This is a genomic window from Gaoshiqia hydrogeniformans (assembly GCF_049347105.1).
Classification (GTDB): Bacteria; Bacteroidota; Bacteroidia; order Bacteroidales; family Prolixibacteraceae; genus Gaoshiqia; species Gaoshiqia hydrogeniformans.
This window is the reverse complement of record NZ_CP186334.1, coordinates 2,228,960-2,244,205: the sequence shown is the minus strand read 5'-3', so window position 1 is coordinate 2,244,205 and position 15,246 is coordinate 2,228,960. Positions and strand designations below refer to the sequence as shown.

17 protein-coding genes are annotated in these 15,246 nt (G+C 46.4%); 15 read left to right on the top strand and 2 right to left on the bottom strand.

The features are described from left to right. Positions 1 to 288 precede the first annotated feature (288 nt). The 8 genes from ACOIT5_RS09025 (at position 289) to ACOIT5_RS08990 (ending at position 7,862) form a co-directional block, all read left to right on the top strand. Positions 289 to 588 carry an ArsR/SmtB family transcription factor gene (locus tag ACOIT5_RS09025; protein ID WP_423130139.1) on the top strand — a complete coding sequence of 100 codons (300 nt, stop codon included), beginning with the start codon at positions 289 to 291 and terminating at the stop codon, positions 586 to 588. A 95-nt stretch (positions 589 to 683) separates the two neighbouring features. After that, a complete protein-coding gene (locus ACOIT5_RS09020) occupies positions 684 to 917 on the top strand; it encodes a thioredoxin family protein (protein ID WP_423130138.1) in 234 nt (77 codons plus the stop codon). Between the two features lie 8 nt (positions 918 to 925). Further along, positions 926 to 1,360 carry a nitrophenyl compound nitroreductase subunit ArsF family protein gene (locus ACOIT5_RS09015; protein WP_423130137.1) on the top strand — a complete coding sequence of 145 codons (435 nt, stop codon included), beginning with the start codon at positions 926 to 928 and terminating at the stop codon, positions 1,358 to 1,360. 4 nt (positions 1,361 to 1,364) lie between these two features. Then, entirely contained in the window at positions 1,365 to 2,063 is a 699-nt protein-coding gene (locus tag ACOIT5_RS09010) for an aromatic aminobenezylarsenical efflux permease ArsG family transporter (RefSeq protein ID WP_423130136.1), read from the top strand. A 62-nt stretch (positions 2,064 to 2,125) separates the two neighbouring features. Further along, complete coding sequence (locus ACOIT5_RS09005; RefSeq protein ID WP_423130135.1) at positions 2,126 to 3,469, top strand: permease; 1,344 nt, start codon at positions 2,126 to 2,128, stop codon at positions 3,467 to 3,469. Between the two features lie 54 nt (positions 3,470 to 3,523). Next, the gene (locus tag ACOIT5_RS09000; protein WP_423130134.1) at positions 3,524 to 4,348 is read left to right on the top strand and encodes a C-GCAxxG-C-C family (seleno)protein; all 825 of its coding nucleotides are present in this window, start codon (positions 3,524 to 3,526) and stop codon (positions 4,346 to 4,348) included. Between the two features lie 66 nt (positions 4,349 to 4,414). Then, positions 4,415 to 5,188: a pyrroline-5-carboxylate reductase family protein gene (locus ACOIT5_RS08995; RefSeq protein WP_423130133.1), complete on the top strand. Its 774-nt coding sequence runs from the start codon at positions 4,415 to 4,417 to the stop codon at positions 5,186 to 5,188. Positions 5,189 to 5,282: 94 nt separating this feature from the next. After that, positions 5,283 to 7,862, top strand: coding sequence for a DUF3857 domain-containing protein (locus ACOIT5_RS08990; RefSeq protein WP_423130132.1), 2,580 nt, complete (start codon positions 5,283 to 5,285; stop codon positions 7,860 to 7,862). 31 nt (positions 7,863 to 7,893) lie between these two features. On the opposite strand, the gene ACOIT5_RS08985 is transcribed toward ACOIT5_RS08990, so the two are convergent. After that, positions 7,894 to 9,426: a SulP family inorganic anion transporter gene (locus ACOIT5_RS08985; protein WP_423130131.1), complete on the bottom strand. Its 1,533-nt coding sequence runs from the start codon at positions 9,424 to 9,426 to the stop codon at positions 7,894 to 7,896. A 276-nt stretch (positions 9,427 to 9,702) separates the two neighbouring features. Between ACOIT5_RS08985 and ACOIT5_RS08980 the strand changes: the two genes are divergently transcribed. The 4 genes from ACOIT5_RS08980 (at position 9,703) to arsB (ending at position 11,996) form a co-directional block, all read left to right on the top strand. Beyond that, complete coding sequence (locus ACOIT5_RS08980; protein ID WP_423130130.1) at positions 9,703 to 10,038, top strand: TraR/DksA C4-type zinc finger protein; 336 nt, start codon at positions 9,703 to 9,705, stop codon at positions 10,036 to 10,038. A gap of 111 nt (positions 10,039 to 10,149) precedes the next feature. Continuing rightward, entirely contained in the window at positions 10,150 to 10,533 is a 384-nt protein-coding gene (locus ACOIT5_RS08975) for an ArsR/SmtB family transcription factor (protein WP_423130129.1), read from the top strand. A gap of 2 nt (positions 10,534 to 10,535) precedes the next feature. After that, positions 10,536 to 10,961 (top strand): arsenate reductase ArsC, encoded by a 426-nt coding sequence (locus ACOIT5_RS08970; protein ID WP_423130128.1) that lies wholly within the window; start codon positions 10,536 to 10,538, stop codon positions 10,959 to 10,961. 3 nt (positions 10,962 to 10,964) lie between these two features. After that, entirely contained in the window at positions 10,965 to 11,996 is a 1,032-nt protein-coding gene (gene arsB, locus ACOIT5_RS08965; protein WP_423130127.1) for an ACR3 family arsenite efflux transporter, read from the top strand. 8 nt (positions 11,997 to 12,004) lie between these two features. Here arsB and ACOIT5_RS08960 read toward each other — a convergent pair whose 3' ends face one another. After that, positions 12,005 to 12,760 carry a LytR/AlgR family response regulator transcription factor gene (locus ACOIT5_RS08960; RefSeq protein WP_423130126.1) on the bottom strand — a complete coding sequence of 252 codons (756 nt, stop codon included), beginning with the start codon at positions 12,758 to 12,760 and terminating at the stop codon, positions 12,005 to 12,007. A gap of 161 nt (positions 12,761 to 12,921) precedes the next feature. Between ACOIT5_RS08960 and tsaB the strand changes: the two genes are divergently transcribed. The 3 genes from tsaB to efp all read left to right on the top strand — a co-directional run bounded on the left by tsaB (position 12,922) and on the right by efp (position 15,107). Further along, positions 12,922 to 13,635, top strand: a complete 714-nt coding sequence (tsaB, locus tag ACOIT5_RS08955) for a tRNA (adenosine(37)-N6)-threonylcarbamoyltransferase complex dimerization subunit type 1 TsaB (RefSeq protein ID WP_423130125.1) — start codon at positions 12,922 to 12,924, stop codon at positions 13,633 to 13,635. Between the two features lie 58 nt (positions 13,636 to 13,693). Then, on the top strand, positions 13,694 to 14,446 hold the full coding sequence (locus ACOIT5_RS08950) for a DUF3108 domain-containing protein (protein ID WP_423130124.1): 753 nt from the start codon (positions 13,694 to 13,696) through the stop codon (positions 14,444 to 14,446). 91 nt (positions 14,447 to 14,537) lie between these two features. Further along, the gene (gene efp / locus ACOIT5_RS08945; protein ID WP_423130123.1) at positions 14,538 to 15,107 is read left to right on the top strand and encodes an elongation factor P; all 570 of its coding nucleotides are present in this window, start codon (positions 14,538 to 14,540) and stop codon (positions 15,105 to 15,107) included. Positions 15,108 to 15,246: the final 139 nt, after the last annotated feature.

The window sequence follows — 15,246 nt, the reverse complement described above, 5'->3', positions numbered from 1 at the left end:
TTGGGGTGGTTGGGAAGAAAATTTAAATAACGAGTGCCGGTTAATTCTGATCGAAATAGTTTATGGAGCAAGGTGAAATAGTTATTTATAAGGCTACAGACAATGCTGATTTTCAGATAGAAGTCAGGGTTGAAAATGAAACGGTTTGGCTTAATGATTCCGGCCGGGTCGTTAGCGGTTGGGGCACCTCATAACGTTTAAAAGCTATTTCCCTGAATTTTGCCTTCCAAGCAGATAACAAACTGAAAAACTTCTTACCTTTGTTCGTGATTTTACGAACAAATTAAAATGGACGAAGTAACGGTATTGACAGAAGAACAAATTCAGGCTGCCCGTTTTGCCAAGGCAATGGGGCACCCGGTACGCATGTATGTATTGGAACTGCTAAGCAAACAGTCGTGCTGTTACAGCGGCGATCTGTCGGACGTACTGCCCATTGCCAAATCAACCTTATCGCAGCATTTAAAAGAATTAAAAGAGGCCGGTTTGATCCAGGGCGAAATTGAAGCGCCCAAGGTGAAGTATTGCATCAACCGGGAAAACTGGGCAAAAGCGCAGGAATTATTTAAAAAATTTCTGGACTATTAAAAAATTTAATCCAATTGTTCGTTGTTTTGCGAATGGCGAATAAAGAAACTGATTAAAAAAACGATATGGATCTGAACGATTTAAAATTCATTCAAATGGACATTAAAGTGTTAGGGACCGGTTGCCCCAAGTGCAAAGCGCTCGAAAAAGCAACCCTCGAAGCCGTAGCCGAAGCCGGAATTACCGCCTCGGTTACCAAAGTGGACGACATTGTCGACATCATGAACTACGGGGTTATGACGACCCCGGCCCTGGTCGTGGACGGAAAGGTCCTTGTAAAAGGAAAAGTACCCAGTGCCGCCGAAATCAAATCTTTATTAACCAAATAATCATCACCATGAAAAAACTGACCTTTATTCTGTTCCTAATCCTGGTAGCCGGTATTTTTTCAGCCAATGCCCAATGTTGCGACGCCAAAGTGGCCGAACTGACCACGGGTGACAATTGTTGCGCCGGTCAAGCAGGTGAAACTGCTGTAAAAGCCTATTATTTTCATGCCACACGCCGTTGCGCCACCTGCCAGGCCGTTGAAACCGTTACGAAGGAGGCCTTGAAAGAATATTACGGAGACAAAGTTTCCTTCCAGTCGATTAACCGCGAAGAAGACAGCAAAAATCCATTGATCAAAAAGTACAAAATCAGCGGACAAACTTTGCTGATCGTTAACGGGGACAAAGTGGAGAACCTGACCAATGACGCTTTTCTGAACGCGCGTACAAACCCGGACAAGTTTAAAGCCAAACTGAAATCGACGATCGATTCAATGAAGTAAGCACATGGAGATTCTGCAAAACTTCCTGGAAAATTCACAGTTTCCTCTGTTTTCGGCTTTTATACTGGGACTGATGACGGCCATCAGTCCCTGCCCGCTGGCCGCCAACATCACGGCCATCGGGTACATCAGTAAAGATATCGAAAGCCGGAAAACCGTATTTTACAATGGACTTGTTTACACGCTCGGACGCGCCGTTTCGTACACAGCCATCGGCTTATTCTTCTTCTTTGGCGCCGAACAATTCAGCCTCCAGGGTTTCTTTTCCACCTGGGGCGAAAAGTTACTGGGGCCATTGCTCATCCTCATCGGGCTGTTTATGCTTGGTCTGCTCAACTTTAAAATCCCGGGCATCGGATCACTGACTGAGAAAATGGAGACCCGCTCCAACAAAGGGTTTTGGGGTGTTTTGCTCCTGGGGATCGTATTTGCGCTGGCCTTTTGCCCGTATAGTGGGGTGCTTTATTTTGGTATGTTAATTCCGATGACTGTCAGCAGCGCGTCGGGTTTATACCTGCCCGTTGTTTTTGCTTTTGCCACCGGGATTCCGGTCATCCTGTTTGCCTGGCTGATTGCTTTTTCAGTGGGTTCGCTCGGGACCGTTTATAATAAAATGAAAACCTTCGAATGGTGGTTCCGCCGGGTAGTGGCCATCTTATTTATCGGGGTTGGAATTTATTACATGGCCGTTTTGATCTTTTAAATTTTTTTATACTCATTGTTCGTTTTTTTGCGAACTATTAGCATCATTCATCAATCACAAGCGTGGAAACTAAAAAAGAACTGAAAATACTGATCTGGATTGCCGTGCTTTTTGGGCTCGCTTTTTTCCTGCCCATCGAAAGCGCCCGGTTTAATACCGCCATTGCAGCCACACTCGACCTGGTAAAATGGTATGCCCGCGAACATGTCGTGCTTTGCCTGTTGCCGGCATTTTTTATTGCCGGTGTGATTTCGATTTTCGTCAGTCAGGGCTCAGTGTTAAAATATTTTGGGGCCAATGCAAAAAAATGGCTGGCCTACACGGTGGCCTCGGTTTCGGGAACCATACTGGCGGTATGCTCGTGTACCATTCTGCCCTTGTTTTCAAGTATCCATAAGCGCGGAGCGGGACTGGGACCAGCCATTGCCTTCCTTTATTCCGGCCCTGCCATTAATATTCTGGCCATTATTCTTACCGCCCGTATTCTGGGGGTTGAAATGGGTGTTGCCCGTACCATCGGCGCCGTGGTGTTCAGCATCGTGATTGGCTCGGCCATGTCTGTCATTTACAGGAAAGAAGAAAAGGTGAAGAAGGAGCAGCAGATGAACATCGTTCCGCCGCCCGAAAAACGGCCGATGTGGCAAACATCCTTTCACTTCTTCACGCTGATCCTGATCCTGGTTTTTGCCAACTGGGGCGCCCCGTCGAATGGAGATACGAGCAGCGCCTGGTATCTGATCTGGCATTACAAATGGCAGATCACCGGGCTCTTTGGCTTGTTTCTGGCCTGGTCGCTCATCTTCATTCTGAAAATTAAATGGCAATGGGTGGCAGGGGCTGTGTTGCTTACCGGACTCTCAGCAGTCCTGGCAACGACATGCATCGCCAATCCCAAATTAAGTCCGCTGGTGCCCATGTTGGTTGGCATCGCCGCATTGAGCCTGATCACGCTTTACGATAAAAAAGACGAAGACAACAAAGAGTGGACGCTTTCGTCGTGGGGATTTACCAAACAGATTATGCCCTTGCTGGCTGTCGGGGTGGTTACCGCCGGGTTTTTACTCGGGTCAACACACGATGACCAGGCTATTGCCGGGCTTATTCCTGCCGAATGGATTGCCTGGCTGGTTGGCGGAAATTCTGTCATGGCCAATTTTTTTGCCTCCATAGTGGGCGCTTTTATGTACTTTGCCACGCTCACCGAAGTACCTATCCTTCAGGGGTTGATCGCTTCGGGCATGGGGAAAGGTCCTGCTCTGGCTTTATTACTGGCCGGACCGTCGCTTTCGTTGCCCAACATGCTGGTCATCCGTGGTGTGATGGGCACAAAAAAAACCACCGTTTATGTCGTTTTGGTGGTGATCATGGCAACGGTTTCCGGACTTCTGTACGGAACATTCTTTTAATAGTAAAAATCCTTAATTTTCAGTTGTAAAAAAACTATTCCTAAAAAAGAGAACATGAACAGACGTAACGCGATGAAAATAACAGCCGGTATTCTGGCAGGTGGAGGAACCGCTTATTTAACACTGGCCAATGCATTTAAACACAAACATCCGGTTGATAACGAAGCCCGTGAATTGACCTATCAGCCGGCCGACAACCAATGGGTATATCATCAATTAGACCCTGAAGTTACCGAAAACCTGGCCTATCAACTATATCCCGAGGGTAGTTGCATGTATGCCACATTTAAAAGTGTTATTTCGCAGTTAGCCGGAATACACGGCGAACCCTTCGCATCGTACCCTTGCCACATGTTCAGATACGGTCATGGCGGCATAGGCGGCTATGGGACCATATGCGGCGCGCTGAACGGTGCAGCGGCTTTGTTTGGCTTGTTTGTCACCGATAAAACGGTTCGCGACAGTTTGATCACCGATCTTTTTCAATGGTATGAAAAAGAACCTCATCCCTCTTTCACCCCGGATCAGGCTGAATTGGAAATTCCGGCTTATGCCTCCAATTCAGTTTTATGCCATGTGTCAAATACGAATTGGAGTAAAAAAGCGGGGGTAAAAATTGACAGCAAAGAACGAAAAGAACGTTGCCGTCGCCTTACGGCAGATGTGACGGCACAAGTAGTTAAATCGCTCAATGCTGTTTTTAACAATGCTTATCTGACCAATACCCACAGCGACGAAACCGTTCAAACGTGCATGGCATGTCATGGAGGCGAGGGCAAACTGAACAATACTGCCACTAAAATGACCTGTAATTCCTGCCACGATGAATCATTGGGACATCAGGTTTTTTCCGATATTCATTACCGGCTTATGAAATAGTATTCGTATTCCGGATATTTCCCGGAATCAACATCCTGAATTTAAAGAACCATAAAAACACCAACTATGAAAACAAAATCACTCGGTTTTATTGGTGGTGGCCGCATCACCAGGATTTTTCTCCAGGCTTTTACCAATAAGAAACACGAATTTGAATCGGTAGTTGTTTTTGATACCAATGCCGAAGTCCTTCAGGCGCTGAAACAGCAGTTCCCCTTTATCCAAACGGGCGATTTGCAGCAAGCTGGCAGTCAGCCAAGCGTTTTCCTTGCCCTGCACCCGCCCGTGATGATGGAAACACTTGATAAAATTGCCGACACGGTTCCAACTGACGCCCTGGTGATTTCACTGGCGCCAAAAATTACCATCGGGCAAATCGCCTCCAAACTGAAAACCCCGAACATACTGCGCATGATTCCCAATGCCACGTCGTACATCAACGAAGGTTACAACCCGGTAACTTTTGCAACAGGTTTTAGTCCGGCTGAGAAAAGTGAACTTCTGGACTTACTCAGGCTCCTGGGGACCACGTTCGAAGTGGCCGAAGCCAAATTGGAAGCCTACGCTATCCTGTCGGCCATGTTGCCCACTTATTTTTGGTTTCAATGGAACGAACTCACTCAGTTGGGCGAACCGATGGGGCTGACAAGTGAAGAAACGAAGGCCGCTGTCAGGCAAAGCCTGCAGGCTGCGCTGGATATTTATTTCGATCATGGTCTTTTACCCGAACAAGTAACGGACCTCATCCCGGTGAAGCCCATTGGCGAACACGAAGCAGAAATCAACCATATTTTGAACACAAAACTGATGGGGCTGTTCGAAAAAATAAAAAATAAATAAAATTAAACGCCAATCTTAATCTGTCAATGTAGAATTATTCATACGATACTAAAAAATGAATATCTTTAAAAACTTATTCTAACAAAAAAACCTGATGAAGCCCTTTCTTCTGTTAAGCTTGTTGTTGGTTTTGTCGCTTCAGAGCTACCAGGCACCTAATCCGGATTACACGATAGAGAGATCTCCTGCATGGAAGAAAGTCATTGATTTTCAACTAAACTCCCGGGATTTTTCGAGGAATGGCGAAATCAGTTATTTGTTGATCGACTGGCAGGAAAACGAATGGACCGAAGAATACAATTATCGCTACTGTATCCGTCTGAACAATGAAAACGGTGTCCAAAACAACTCGCAGTTATACTTTAGTTTCGACCCATCCTATCAGAAACTGGTTATCAACAAAATACACATTCACCGGGGCGACAAAACAATCGACCAACTAAAGCGCGGACAGATTGAACTGATGCGCAACGAGCAAAATGCCGATCGGTTGATTTACGACGGCAGCTGGTCGGCCCTTGCCATTTTAAAAGATGTCCGGGTTGGCGATATCCTGGAATACGAAATCACGCTGAGAGGCAAAAACCCGATCTGGGGCAAACACGTTTACAGCAACCACCAACTGGCCTACAACCAGGAAGTTTTCGAACTTTACAAAAGTACCCTGGTTCATGCCGATCAGCATATCCAATACCAACTGATTGCCGGCGCCAGCGAGCCGTCAGTCAGTCGCGAAGGCAATTTAACACGTTACGAATGGCACCTGAAAGAAGTAAAACCGATTTTCACGGATGATAAAACCCCGGGCTGGTACGCTGTTTTCCCGGCTGCCGAGATCAGCTCATTCAAAGATTGGGCTGAAGTGAAGCAGTGGGAGAATCAATTGTTCGATTTTGATATTCAAACACCGCTGATTGACAACTTCATAAAAAAGGAAAAATTTGAGGCAAGCGATGACGACCTGATTCGTTTAATCCGTTTCGTGCAGGACGATATTCGTTACCTGGGCATGGAAATGGGCATTTTCTCGCACAAGCCGCATCACCCGGAAGAAATTCTGGACCAACGGTTTGGCGATTGCAAAGACAAATCGTACCTGCTGGCTGTTTTGTTGCGCCGCATCGGGGTCGACGCCTGGCCGGCATTGGTTCATACAAGCATCGCCAAACAGTTGAACGACCACGTCCCTTCACCCTTCGTTTTCAACCATGTGATTGTGAAGTTTCGCTGGAAAGAAACCGACTACTGGGTCGATCCGACCCTGTCGCAACAAAAAGGCGCCCTGGAATACCTCTGTTTTCCACAGTATGCCAAAGCGCTGGTTGTGGATGATTCTGCTGCCGGACCGGAAGAAATACCCGAACAGGATCAGGACCGGATTGTTATCAACGAACACTATTGGCTCACCGACAGCGTGTCGGATGTTTCGTACCAGGTAATCACAAACTACTACGGGAACCTGGCAAACACGAAACGAAGCAGCCACCAGAATAAGTCGGTCTACGAAATCCGGGACCTGTACCTGAATTTTTACAGCGCTTATTTTAACAGTGTTCGCTGGGCCAACGATTCGGCGCTGACTTACCGGGACTACCCCGAGGTGAATACCTTCAAAATCACCGAAGAGTTTTATATCTCATCTCCCTGGAAAAAACGGGAAGAAAGTAATCCGGAATTATATGCCGTTTTTGAACCGTTTAATCTGTACGAATATCTGAGCTACTCGAAAGACCAGGAGCGCAACATGCCCCTGGCGCTGTTTCACCCGGTTTCGGCAGAACATACCATCTCGCTGCATCTCCCCAAACACAAAAACATCGGCCTCGAAAACGAAACGGACAGTATTGTCAATGATGCCTTCCGGTTTATTCGCCTTACAGAAACAGATAACAACACGCACATTTACCGGATTCACTTTCTGTACGAAACGAAGACCGATCATGTCCCCATCGAAAACCTGGCCGGTTATTTTGAAGATTATAATGACTTGTCGGGATTATGCGATATCAATCTTTCTTGGGGAATGACCGACGCCGACCGCTTCCGCCCGTTCTGGGCAGCCATTATCACCGCCATCCTGTTCTCGCTGGGCGCCATCATGGGCCTGAAAATGTTATACCCGCTTGACCTTGGAACAGCGCCGGTTCTTCAAAAACCACTTCCATTCGCCGGATGGCTGATCATTCCGGTAATTGGTTTATACCTGACGCCGGTTCTTGTGACCTACCAGCTTTTTCAAATTAATTTTTTCAACGCCCAGGTTTGGGAGAATTCATTGGCTCAGCAATCAGGTTCGATGCTGGCTTCAGCGCCCGCCTACTTTTTCGAACTGCTCTTCAACCTGACGCTTATTATTTTTGCTGTTTTCCTGCTGATCCTGATGAACCAAAAACGATCAAGCTTTCCGGTGCTGTACATCGCCTTCCGCCTTTTTGCCCTCGCCGGGATCCTGCTCGACGAAACCGTCATTGCTGAAAAATTCGGACTCTCCCCGGATTATTCAACCCTGGGCCGGGAAATTATTTACGCAGCCATATGGATTCCGTACTTCTACCTGTCTGAACGGGTGAAAGACACATTTACCTGTACGTTTAACGAAAAACAAGCTACATCTTCGGATTTGGTCAGCGCCGAAGAAGAAAGCCCTTCCTTTACCCCGGATGCCATGTCGTAGAAGCGGATACCCTCCTTGTTCTACGTCTGGCCTACTTAAACCGATTGACCGCTACCCGGTAAGTCGGATCTTCGATAATATTCACATCAATGATGGCATCCGCATTGTACAACAACTGGCGACAGTCGGCGCTGAGGTGTTTCAGGTGCAGCTTTTTACCCACTTTCAGGTAGCGCTCTGTCAGCTTGTTCAGGGCCTCAATACCCGACATGTCCATCACCCGGCTTTCGGCAAAATCAATGACCACCTCATCCGGATCATTCAACACGTCGAACTTTTCATTAAATGCAGTCACCGAGCCAAAAAACAACGGACCGTAAATTTCGTAGTGTTTGATGCCGTTTTCGTCGATACGTTTGCGGGCACGAATGCGCTTGGCATTTTCCCACGCAAAAAACAAGGCAGCGAGAATAACCCCGATGATTACCGCCAAGGCCAGATTGTGTAACCAGACGGTCACGAATGTCACCAGAACCATCAGAAAGATATCCTGTTTGGGCATTTTGTTGAAGGTCTTTAAACTTGCCCATTCGAATGTGCCGATCGCTACCATAATCATCAGCCCGGTTAAGGCAGCCATAGGCAATCTCTCAATTAAACCGGAGCCAAACATGATAAACACAAGGAGCATAACCGCCGCCACAATGCCCGATAAGCGGGCTCTCGCTCCCGACGAAATGTTGATCAAACTTTGTCCCAGCATGGCACAACCTCCCATGCCGGAGAACAAGCCGGATAATATATTGGCTGTTCCCTGGGCAACAGCTTCTTTATTCCCTCTTCCCCTTGTTTCAGTGATTTCATCAATGATATTGAGGGTTAACAGACTTTCAATCAGGCCAACGCCGGCCATAATTGCGGCGTAAGGAAAAATAAGAATCACTGACTCGAGGTTAAAAGGAACTGTTGGAAAATGAAATGGAGGAAAGCCCCCCTGGATGGATGCAATATCACCTACCGTTTTGGTATCGATTCCCCAATAAGCGACTATTCCAAATACCACCAAAATGGCGGTGAGCGAAGCAGGGATTGCTTTGGTCATTCGTGGTAATCCCCAGATAACAAGCATGGTAATCAGAACCAATCCAAGTAATATATAGAGCGGCTGGCCAGTCAACCAATGACCTCCCGCATCTTTAAACTGGTTTAGTTGCGACATAAAGATGATAATGGCCAAACCGTTCACGAAACCAAAGATCACCGGATGAGGGACTAAGCGCATCAGTTTCCCCAGCCGGAATACCCCGGCTAAAACCTGCATGACCCCGGCTAAAATAACCGTGGCAAATATATATTCCGGACCATGTGATAATGATAACGACACAATAACTACAGCAACAGCTCCGGTTGCTCCTGAAATCATTCCGGGGCGTCCCCCTAAAATGGAAGTAACCAAACCCATGGTGAACGCGGCATATAAACCGGTTAACGGCGACAATCCGGCAATGAACGCAAAGGCTATCGCTTCGGGGATTAAGGCCAGGGCCACTGTTAAACCGGACAGGACTTCGGTTTTATAATCCACTTTCTGTCTCAGGTCGAATAAATTAAAAATCTTCTTCATTAAACAAGTTTAAAAAGTTATCTGCTTCCTGACCAAACGGGTGTTCGACCAGGTATTTTTGTCACAATTGATTTTGGCTAAACCTTCCGGCGACCTTCGTCGGCAAGGAAAGGATGGTGATTAATTTCTCGGATTAGGGGCGGCAAAAGTAGAAGTTTAGCTGATAAATTCAGCCTTTTCACAATATCCCGAATAAAATTTTATAAAACTTGACATTCAGTTGATATTGGCTAAAGCCGATTTTATTGCCTATTTTTGAACAATAGCCAGATAAAGATGACACAAGAAGAACGGTTACAACTCGTTGAGATCATCCATTCAGAAATCAACAAACTAAAAAAGAAAACGAATACGCTGAAGGATTTTACCGGTCCCATTTCGCCCGACGATGCCATTGGCCGTATTTCGCGGATGGACGCCATTAACAACAAGAGTGTTTTTGATGCCAGCATGCGTAACCTGCAAAACCGGATTGACCAACTCAGCCAAATCTTAACGGTGGTGAACGATGCCGACTATGGTATTTGCACCCGTTGCCGCCAGTCCATTCCTTTCGGGCGGTTAACGTTGCGCCCCGAAATCAGGTTGTGTGCCAACTGCCTGCGAAAATAACTTTACTCCCTGCCGTTTTCATAGCAGAAATGATTAATCAAAATTTAATGACGTATTTACACGTTGCAATGAATTATGACGTATTTTTACGCCATTAAAACAGATTCTGTCATGACACAGGCAAAAATTGAATTATTTGACCATGAACTTCAGCTTGCAGCAGGCTTTTTTAAGGCTTTGTCTCATCCGGCAAGGCTGGCCATTTTAAAATACCTGGCCGAAACGCGGGGGTGCATTTCCGGCGACCTTTCGAATGAATTGCCCTTGGGTAGGACTACGGTGAACCAGCATTTAAAAGAGCTGAAAAACCTGGGGCTGATCAAAGGAACCACCGAGGGGGTGAAAGTGAATTATTGCCTCGATCCTTCCAAATTAAAAGAAATGAAAGCGGTACTCGATCATTTTCTGAAAGCGGTTGAGTTGCCGGATAACTTTTCGTGTAATCATGGAAGTCATTCAAATGAAGCATCAACGATTAAAAATCCAATTCTATAAAAATGAACGTATTAATTCTTTGTACAGGCAATAGTTGCCGAAGCCAAATGGCGCATGGTTTTTTGCAGTCGTTTGACCCGAATATCACGGTCTGCTCGGCCGGAACCGAAGCTTCAGGAAAACTGAACCAGAAAGCGGTTGCCGTGATGAAAGAGATCGGCATCGATATCAGTCATCACACGTCCGACCCGGTTGATCTCTACCTCGACCGGGAATGGGATTACGTGATTACCGTTTGTGGCGGCGCCAATGAAAACTGCCCGGCATTTCTGGGCAAGGTAAAAAACCGGCTGCATATGGGTTTCGACGATCCGTCGCATGTAACCGGCACCGACGAATTTATCCGGAGCGAATTTATCCGCGTCAGGGACGAAATCAGGGAAGGTTTTTGGAAACTCTATACCGAACAAATGAAACCTCAGTTGTAACCCATGAAAAATCAAAAACGCCAAATCGGATTTTTCGAGAAGTACCTCAGCCTGTGGGTTGCCCTGTGCATTGCCGCCGGGATTACCATCGGCCATTTTTCAGACGATCACATTCAGGTACTGAGTCATATGGAAGTTTTTCGGGTGAATATCCCTGTCGCCATCCTTGTTTGGCTGATGATTTACCCGATGATGCTTCAAGTTGATTTTTCCAGCATTAAACAGGTGAACAAACGACCGAAAGGCCTGATCCTTACGGTGGTGATCAACTGGTTAATCAAACCGTTTACCATGGCCTTTTTTGCCTGGATTTTCTTTTCGAAGCTATACGCGGCATTTATTTCACCCGATCAGGCCGGCGAGTACATTGCCGGGGCCATTTTACTGGGAGCAGCCCCCTGTACCGCCATGGTTTTTGTTTGGAGTTACCTCACCGATGGTGACCCAAATTATACCCTGGTCCAGGTTTCGGTGAACGACCTGATTATTTTGGTTGCCTTTGTGCCGATTGTTGGTTTTTTGCTCGGAATTACAAATATTCAGATTCCTTACAGCACCCTGGTCGCCAGTGTCCTGATTTTTGTGGTTGTTCCCCTGGTGGCCGGTTATCTGACGCACAAAATTTTGATCCGCGCAAAAGGAGAAACCTGGTTTAAACAACAATTTTTGCCCCGGTTCAAGCCGGTTTCCATTATGGCCTTACTGACCACGCTGGTGTTGTTATTTGCCTTTCAGGGAACAACAATCACGGAACGGCCGCTGATCATTGTTTTGGTCGCTGTCCCCCTGGTGATCCAAACCTACTTTATCTTTTTTATGGCCTGGTTTGGCGGACGCTGGCTGAAGTTGCCCCACGCCATTTGTTCGCCGGCGGCTATGATTGGCGCCAGTAATTTCTTCGAACTGGCTGTTGCGGTGGCCATCGCCTTGTTCGGACTGCAATCGCCTGCCGCTTTGGTGACCGTCGTTGGCGTTTTGGTTGAAGTGCCCGTGATGTTGTCGCTGGTTGCCCTGTCCAACAGGTGGCGGTATTAGATAATGTATTACAGTCTGTTATACAGTAATTTATCCAATAATTCATCTTTGTATTTGGGCGAAACCTTCAGGATGCACTTATCAATGGTTTCAACCACTCCGCCGTCGGTTTTTAGATAACGGCTGATGCACGACATGTTGACCAAATGGGAACGGTGGATCCGGCAAAACCCGTGTGGAACCAGCAGTTGGTCAAACTCGAGCAGGGTACGGCTGATCAGGATGGATGTTCCGTTTTTATAATAAACCCGGGTGTAATTGCGTTCGCCTTCGCAACGTAAAATATCCTTCACCTTAATAATGGCAAAACCGTTCATTTCGGGAAGCGCGATAATCGGATCGGTTTTATCTTCTTTCACCCCGATTTGGTTTCTCAAAAGGTCGAGCTCGTGTTTGCCGTGAACAAAACGGATATCTTTGATCCGTGAAATGGTTGATTTTACATTCTCGGGGAGTACCGGTTTCACAATGTAATCAAAGGCCGAGTACTTAAAGGCCGTGATGGCGTAATCGTTGTACGAGGTAGTAAATATCAGCCGGAAATTCACTTCCGGAAGTTTATCAATCAGGTCGAAACCGGTCCCGTCAGGCATTTCAATATCCAGAAACACGAGATCAGGATTTTCCTCAATAATCAGTTTAGTGCCGGAATCGACTGAGTCGGCTTCCCCAACAATCTCAATATTGGTGAAATTCTGACTGATAATTTGTGATAAAACCCGCCTGGCCAGCTGGTCGTCATCAATAATTGCTGTTCTGTACATAGCCCCTGTATTTCCAAGGACTAAACTAATAAAAATTTGATACGAACCCGCTGTTCACGAAAAAGAATTCCCCGGAACTGGGCAGCTCGGATCAATGTGTTCATTTCGTGCAGCTAAATCTGGCGAATATCCTTATTTTTGTGTCTAAATACAGATTGAACATGGCATTCATTTTAAACCTGGAATCTTCGACAGACGTGTGCAGCGTGGCCCTTTCCGAAAACGGGCAGTTAATCGATATCGTGGAAAGCGACGAAGGGCAAAATCATGCACGCCTGCTGAGCGTGTTTGCTCAGGAGATCATGCAAAAAAACAAGCTGGAGTTTAACCGGCTTTCGGCCGTTGCGGTAAGCAGGGGGCCGGGATCTTATACCGGCCTGAGAATCGGCGTATCGTTGGCCAAAGGCCTTTGTTATGCCAACCAACTCCCGCTCATCGCCATCAATCCACTGCAAGCCATGAGTTTGCACATCAGTTCTCAAGCCGGGAAATGGGACTTAGCGATGAATGGCAACCAGGTATTTTGCCCCATGATCGATGCCCGGAGAATGGAAGTTTATACTGCCTTGTACAACGCTCAGGGAGAAGAACTTGCGCCTGTTTCGGCCAAACTGATCGACCAGGCGTCATTTCTCGAAATTCCGGCAGAAACCCAGCTGGTAATTTTTGGGAACGGGGCCGCTAAATGCCGGGAGGTGATGGAGCGTCCGAATGTGCTTTTTATTGACGGCATCAAAACTTCGGCACAATTTATGTGTTCCCTGTCAAACAAAGCGCTTGAAAACAATGAATTTGCAGATTTGGCTTACTTCGAACCGTTTTATCTGAAAGATTTCATCGCCGGGAAACCGCGAAAAAACATCCTGAACAGATAAACACCGGTAAAAGTCGCGAGGGCATAAATCTGCTATCAGAAAACTAAAAACACGTTAAATGAAAAATGTCTTGTTAATCTTCTTCCTGTTCTCCCTGACTGGCGTTGTGGCCCAGCCGGTGGAACGATTGAAATATGAACTCCGCTACGGGTTCATAAAAGGAGGCACCGCGGTACTGAAAGCCAGCAATACCGTTTATGAGAACAAACCGTCGATCCATTATCACCTCGAAGGAAAGACTGTCGGCCTGGCCGATAAGCTTTTCAGTGTTCACGACATCTATGAAAGTACGGTAAACCCGGAAACTTTTTTACCCTACAAAGCGATCCGTAACATCAAGGAACGAAAGTACCGGTATTACAACGAAGCCTTCTTTTTCCACGATAACGACTCGATTTTCAGTCAGCGTTCGGGCGGACGAAAAGTACCTCCCAACCTGGTAGACATGCTTTCGGCATTCTTCTACCTTCGCCACAACCATTATCTCGACAAGCTGGATAAAGGCGAAGAATTTAAAATACCCGTTTTTCATGCCGATAAAGAGTTTGTCATGGTGGCCAAATACCTGGGAACTGAAAAGATATCGACAAAAATCGGCGAGATTGAGTGCCATATCGTATCGCCCTATGTTGATAAAGGGAAATTGCTGAAACGATCTGACGGGCTGAAATTCTACATCACCAAGGACGCAAACCGGATTCCTTTACTGCTTGAGTTTGACATGAACATCGGAGCGCTAAAATGCGAACTCAAATCCTATAAACAATATTCAGAGCAACACGGGAATAAACCTTACGAGCTTGAATTTTAACTTGTTGAATTAAAGTCGAACGGTCGTGCTATTTATTGAGATTTTTTTACCTTTGCGCAAAATTTCGAAAAACTAAAACAGACATCCAAATATGGCAACTACAGCTGATTTTAAGAACGGAATGACCATTGAGTTCAACGATCAACTCTACACCATTGTACAATTCCAACATGTAAAACCAGGCAAAGGAGCAGCTTTTGTCCGCACAAAGCTGAAAAATATTAAAACCGGGAAGGTCATTGAAAACACCTTTAATTCGGGCGTGAAAATTACCACCGTACGTGTTGAACGGCGTCCGTATCAGTACCTGTATAAAGACGATATGGGCTTTAATTTTATGCATACCGAAACATTTGAGCAGGTTTCGATTGCTGATGGCCTGATTGAGAATGCCGACCTGATGAAAGAAGGCCAGGTGATTGAAATTAACTTCCACGCCGAAACAGAAACCCCGCTTACCGCCGAACTGCCTCCTTTTGTGGAACTCGAAATTAGTTCAACCATTCAGGGAGAGAAAGGGAATACGGCAAGTTCAACAGCGCTGAAACCGGCAACCCTGGAAACCGGCGCCGAAATTATGGTTCCGATGTTTATCGAAGCCGGAGAAGTGATTAAAGTTGACACGCGCGACCGGAGCTACAGCGAACGTGTAAAAAGATAGCAACAGGTTTAACCTGTATCTGCAAGAATGGCTCCCGACTTTGGGGGCCATTTTTTTGCCGGCATGTGCCAAAAAAAGATGAATCAACCCTCACACGGTGAGATTCCGGGAGGCGGGTTGATTCATCGGGATTTAAACG

Bases quoted from the DNA above. Each gene is read 5' to 3' on its own strand.
- ACOIT5_RS09025 (WP_423130139.1), top strand. From the start codon at position 289: ATGGACGAAGTAACGGTATTGACAGAAGAACAAATTCAGGCTGCCCGT.
- ACOIT5_RS09020 (WP_423130138.1), top strand. From the start codon at position 684: ATGGACATTAAAGTGTTAGGGACCGGTTGCCCCAAGTGCAAAGCGCTC.
- ACOIT5_RS09015 (WP_423130137.1), top strand. From the start codon at position 926: ATGAAAAAACTGACCTTTATTCTGTTCCTAATCCTGGTAGCCGGTATT.
- ACOIT5_RS09010 (WP_423130136.1), top strand. From the start codon at position 1,365: ATGGAGATTCTGCAAAACTTCCTGGAAAATTCACAGTTTCCTCTGTTT.
- ACOIT5_RS09000 (WP_423130134.1), top strand. From the start codon at position 3,524: ATGAACAGACGTAACGCGATGAAAATAACAGCCGGTATTCTGGCAGGT.
- ACOIT5_RS08995 (WP_423130133.1), top strand. From the start codon at position 4,415: ATGAAAACAAAATCACTCGGTTTTATTGGTGGTGGCCGCATCACCAGG.
- ACOIT5_RS08990 (WP_423130132.1), top strand. From the start codon at position 5,283: ATGAAGCCCTTTCTTCTGTTAAGCTTGTTGTTGGTTTTGTCGCTTCAG.
- ACOIT5_RS08985 (WP_423130131.1), bottom strand. From the start codon at position 9,426: ATGAAGAAGATTTTTAATTTATTCGACCTGAGACAGAAAGTGGATTAT.
- ACOIT5_RS08980 (WP_423130130.1), top strand. From the start codon at position 9,703: ATGACACAAGAAGAACGGTTACAACTCGTTGAGATCATCCATTCAGAA.
- ACOIT5_RS08975 (WP_423130129.1), top strand. From the start codon at position 10,150: ATGACACAGGCAAAAATTGAATTATTTGACCATGAACTTCAGCTTGCA.
- ACOIT5_RS08970 (WP_423130128.1), top strand. From the start codon at position 10,536: ATGAACGTATTAATTCTTTGTACAGGCAATAGTTGCCGAAGCCAAATG.
- arsB (WP_423130127.1), top strand. From the start codon at position 10,965: ATGAAAAATCAAAAACGCCAAATCGGATTTTTCGAGAAGTACCTCAGC.
- ACOIT5_RS08960 (WP_423130126.1), bottom strand. From the start codon at position 12,760: ATGTACAGAACAGCAATTATTGATGACGACCAGCTGGCCAGGCGGGTT.
- tsaB (WP_423130125.1), top strand. From the start codon at position 12,922: ATGGCATTCATTTTAAACCTGGAATCTTCGACAGACGTGTGCAGCGTG.
- ACOIT5_RS08950 (WP_423130124.1), top strand. From the start codon at position 13,694: ATGAAAAATGTCTTGTTAATCTTCTTCCTGTTCTCCCTGACTGGCGTT.
- efp (WP_423130123.1), top strand. From the start codon at position 14,538: ATGGCAACTACAGCTGATTTTAAGAACGGAATGACCATTGAGTTCAAC.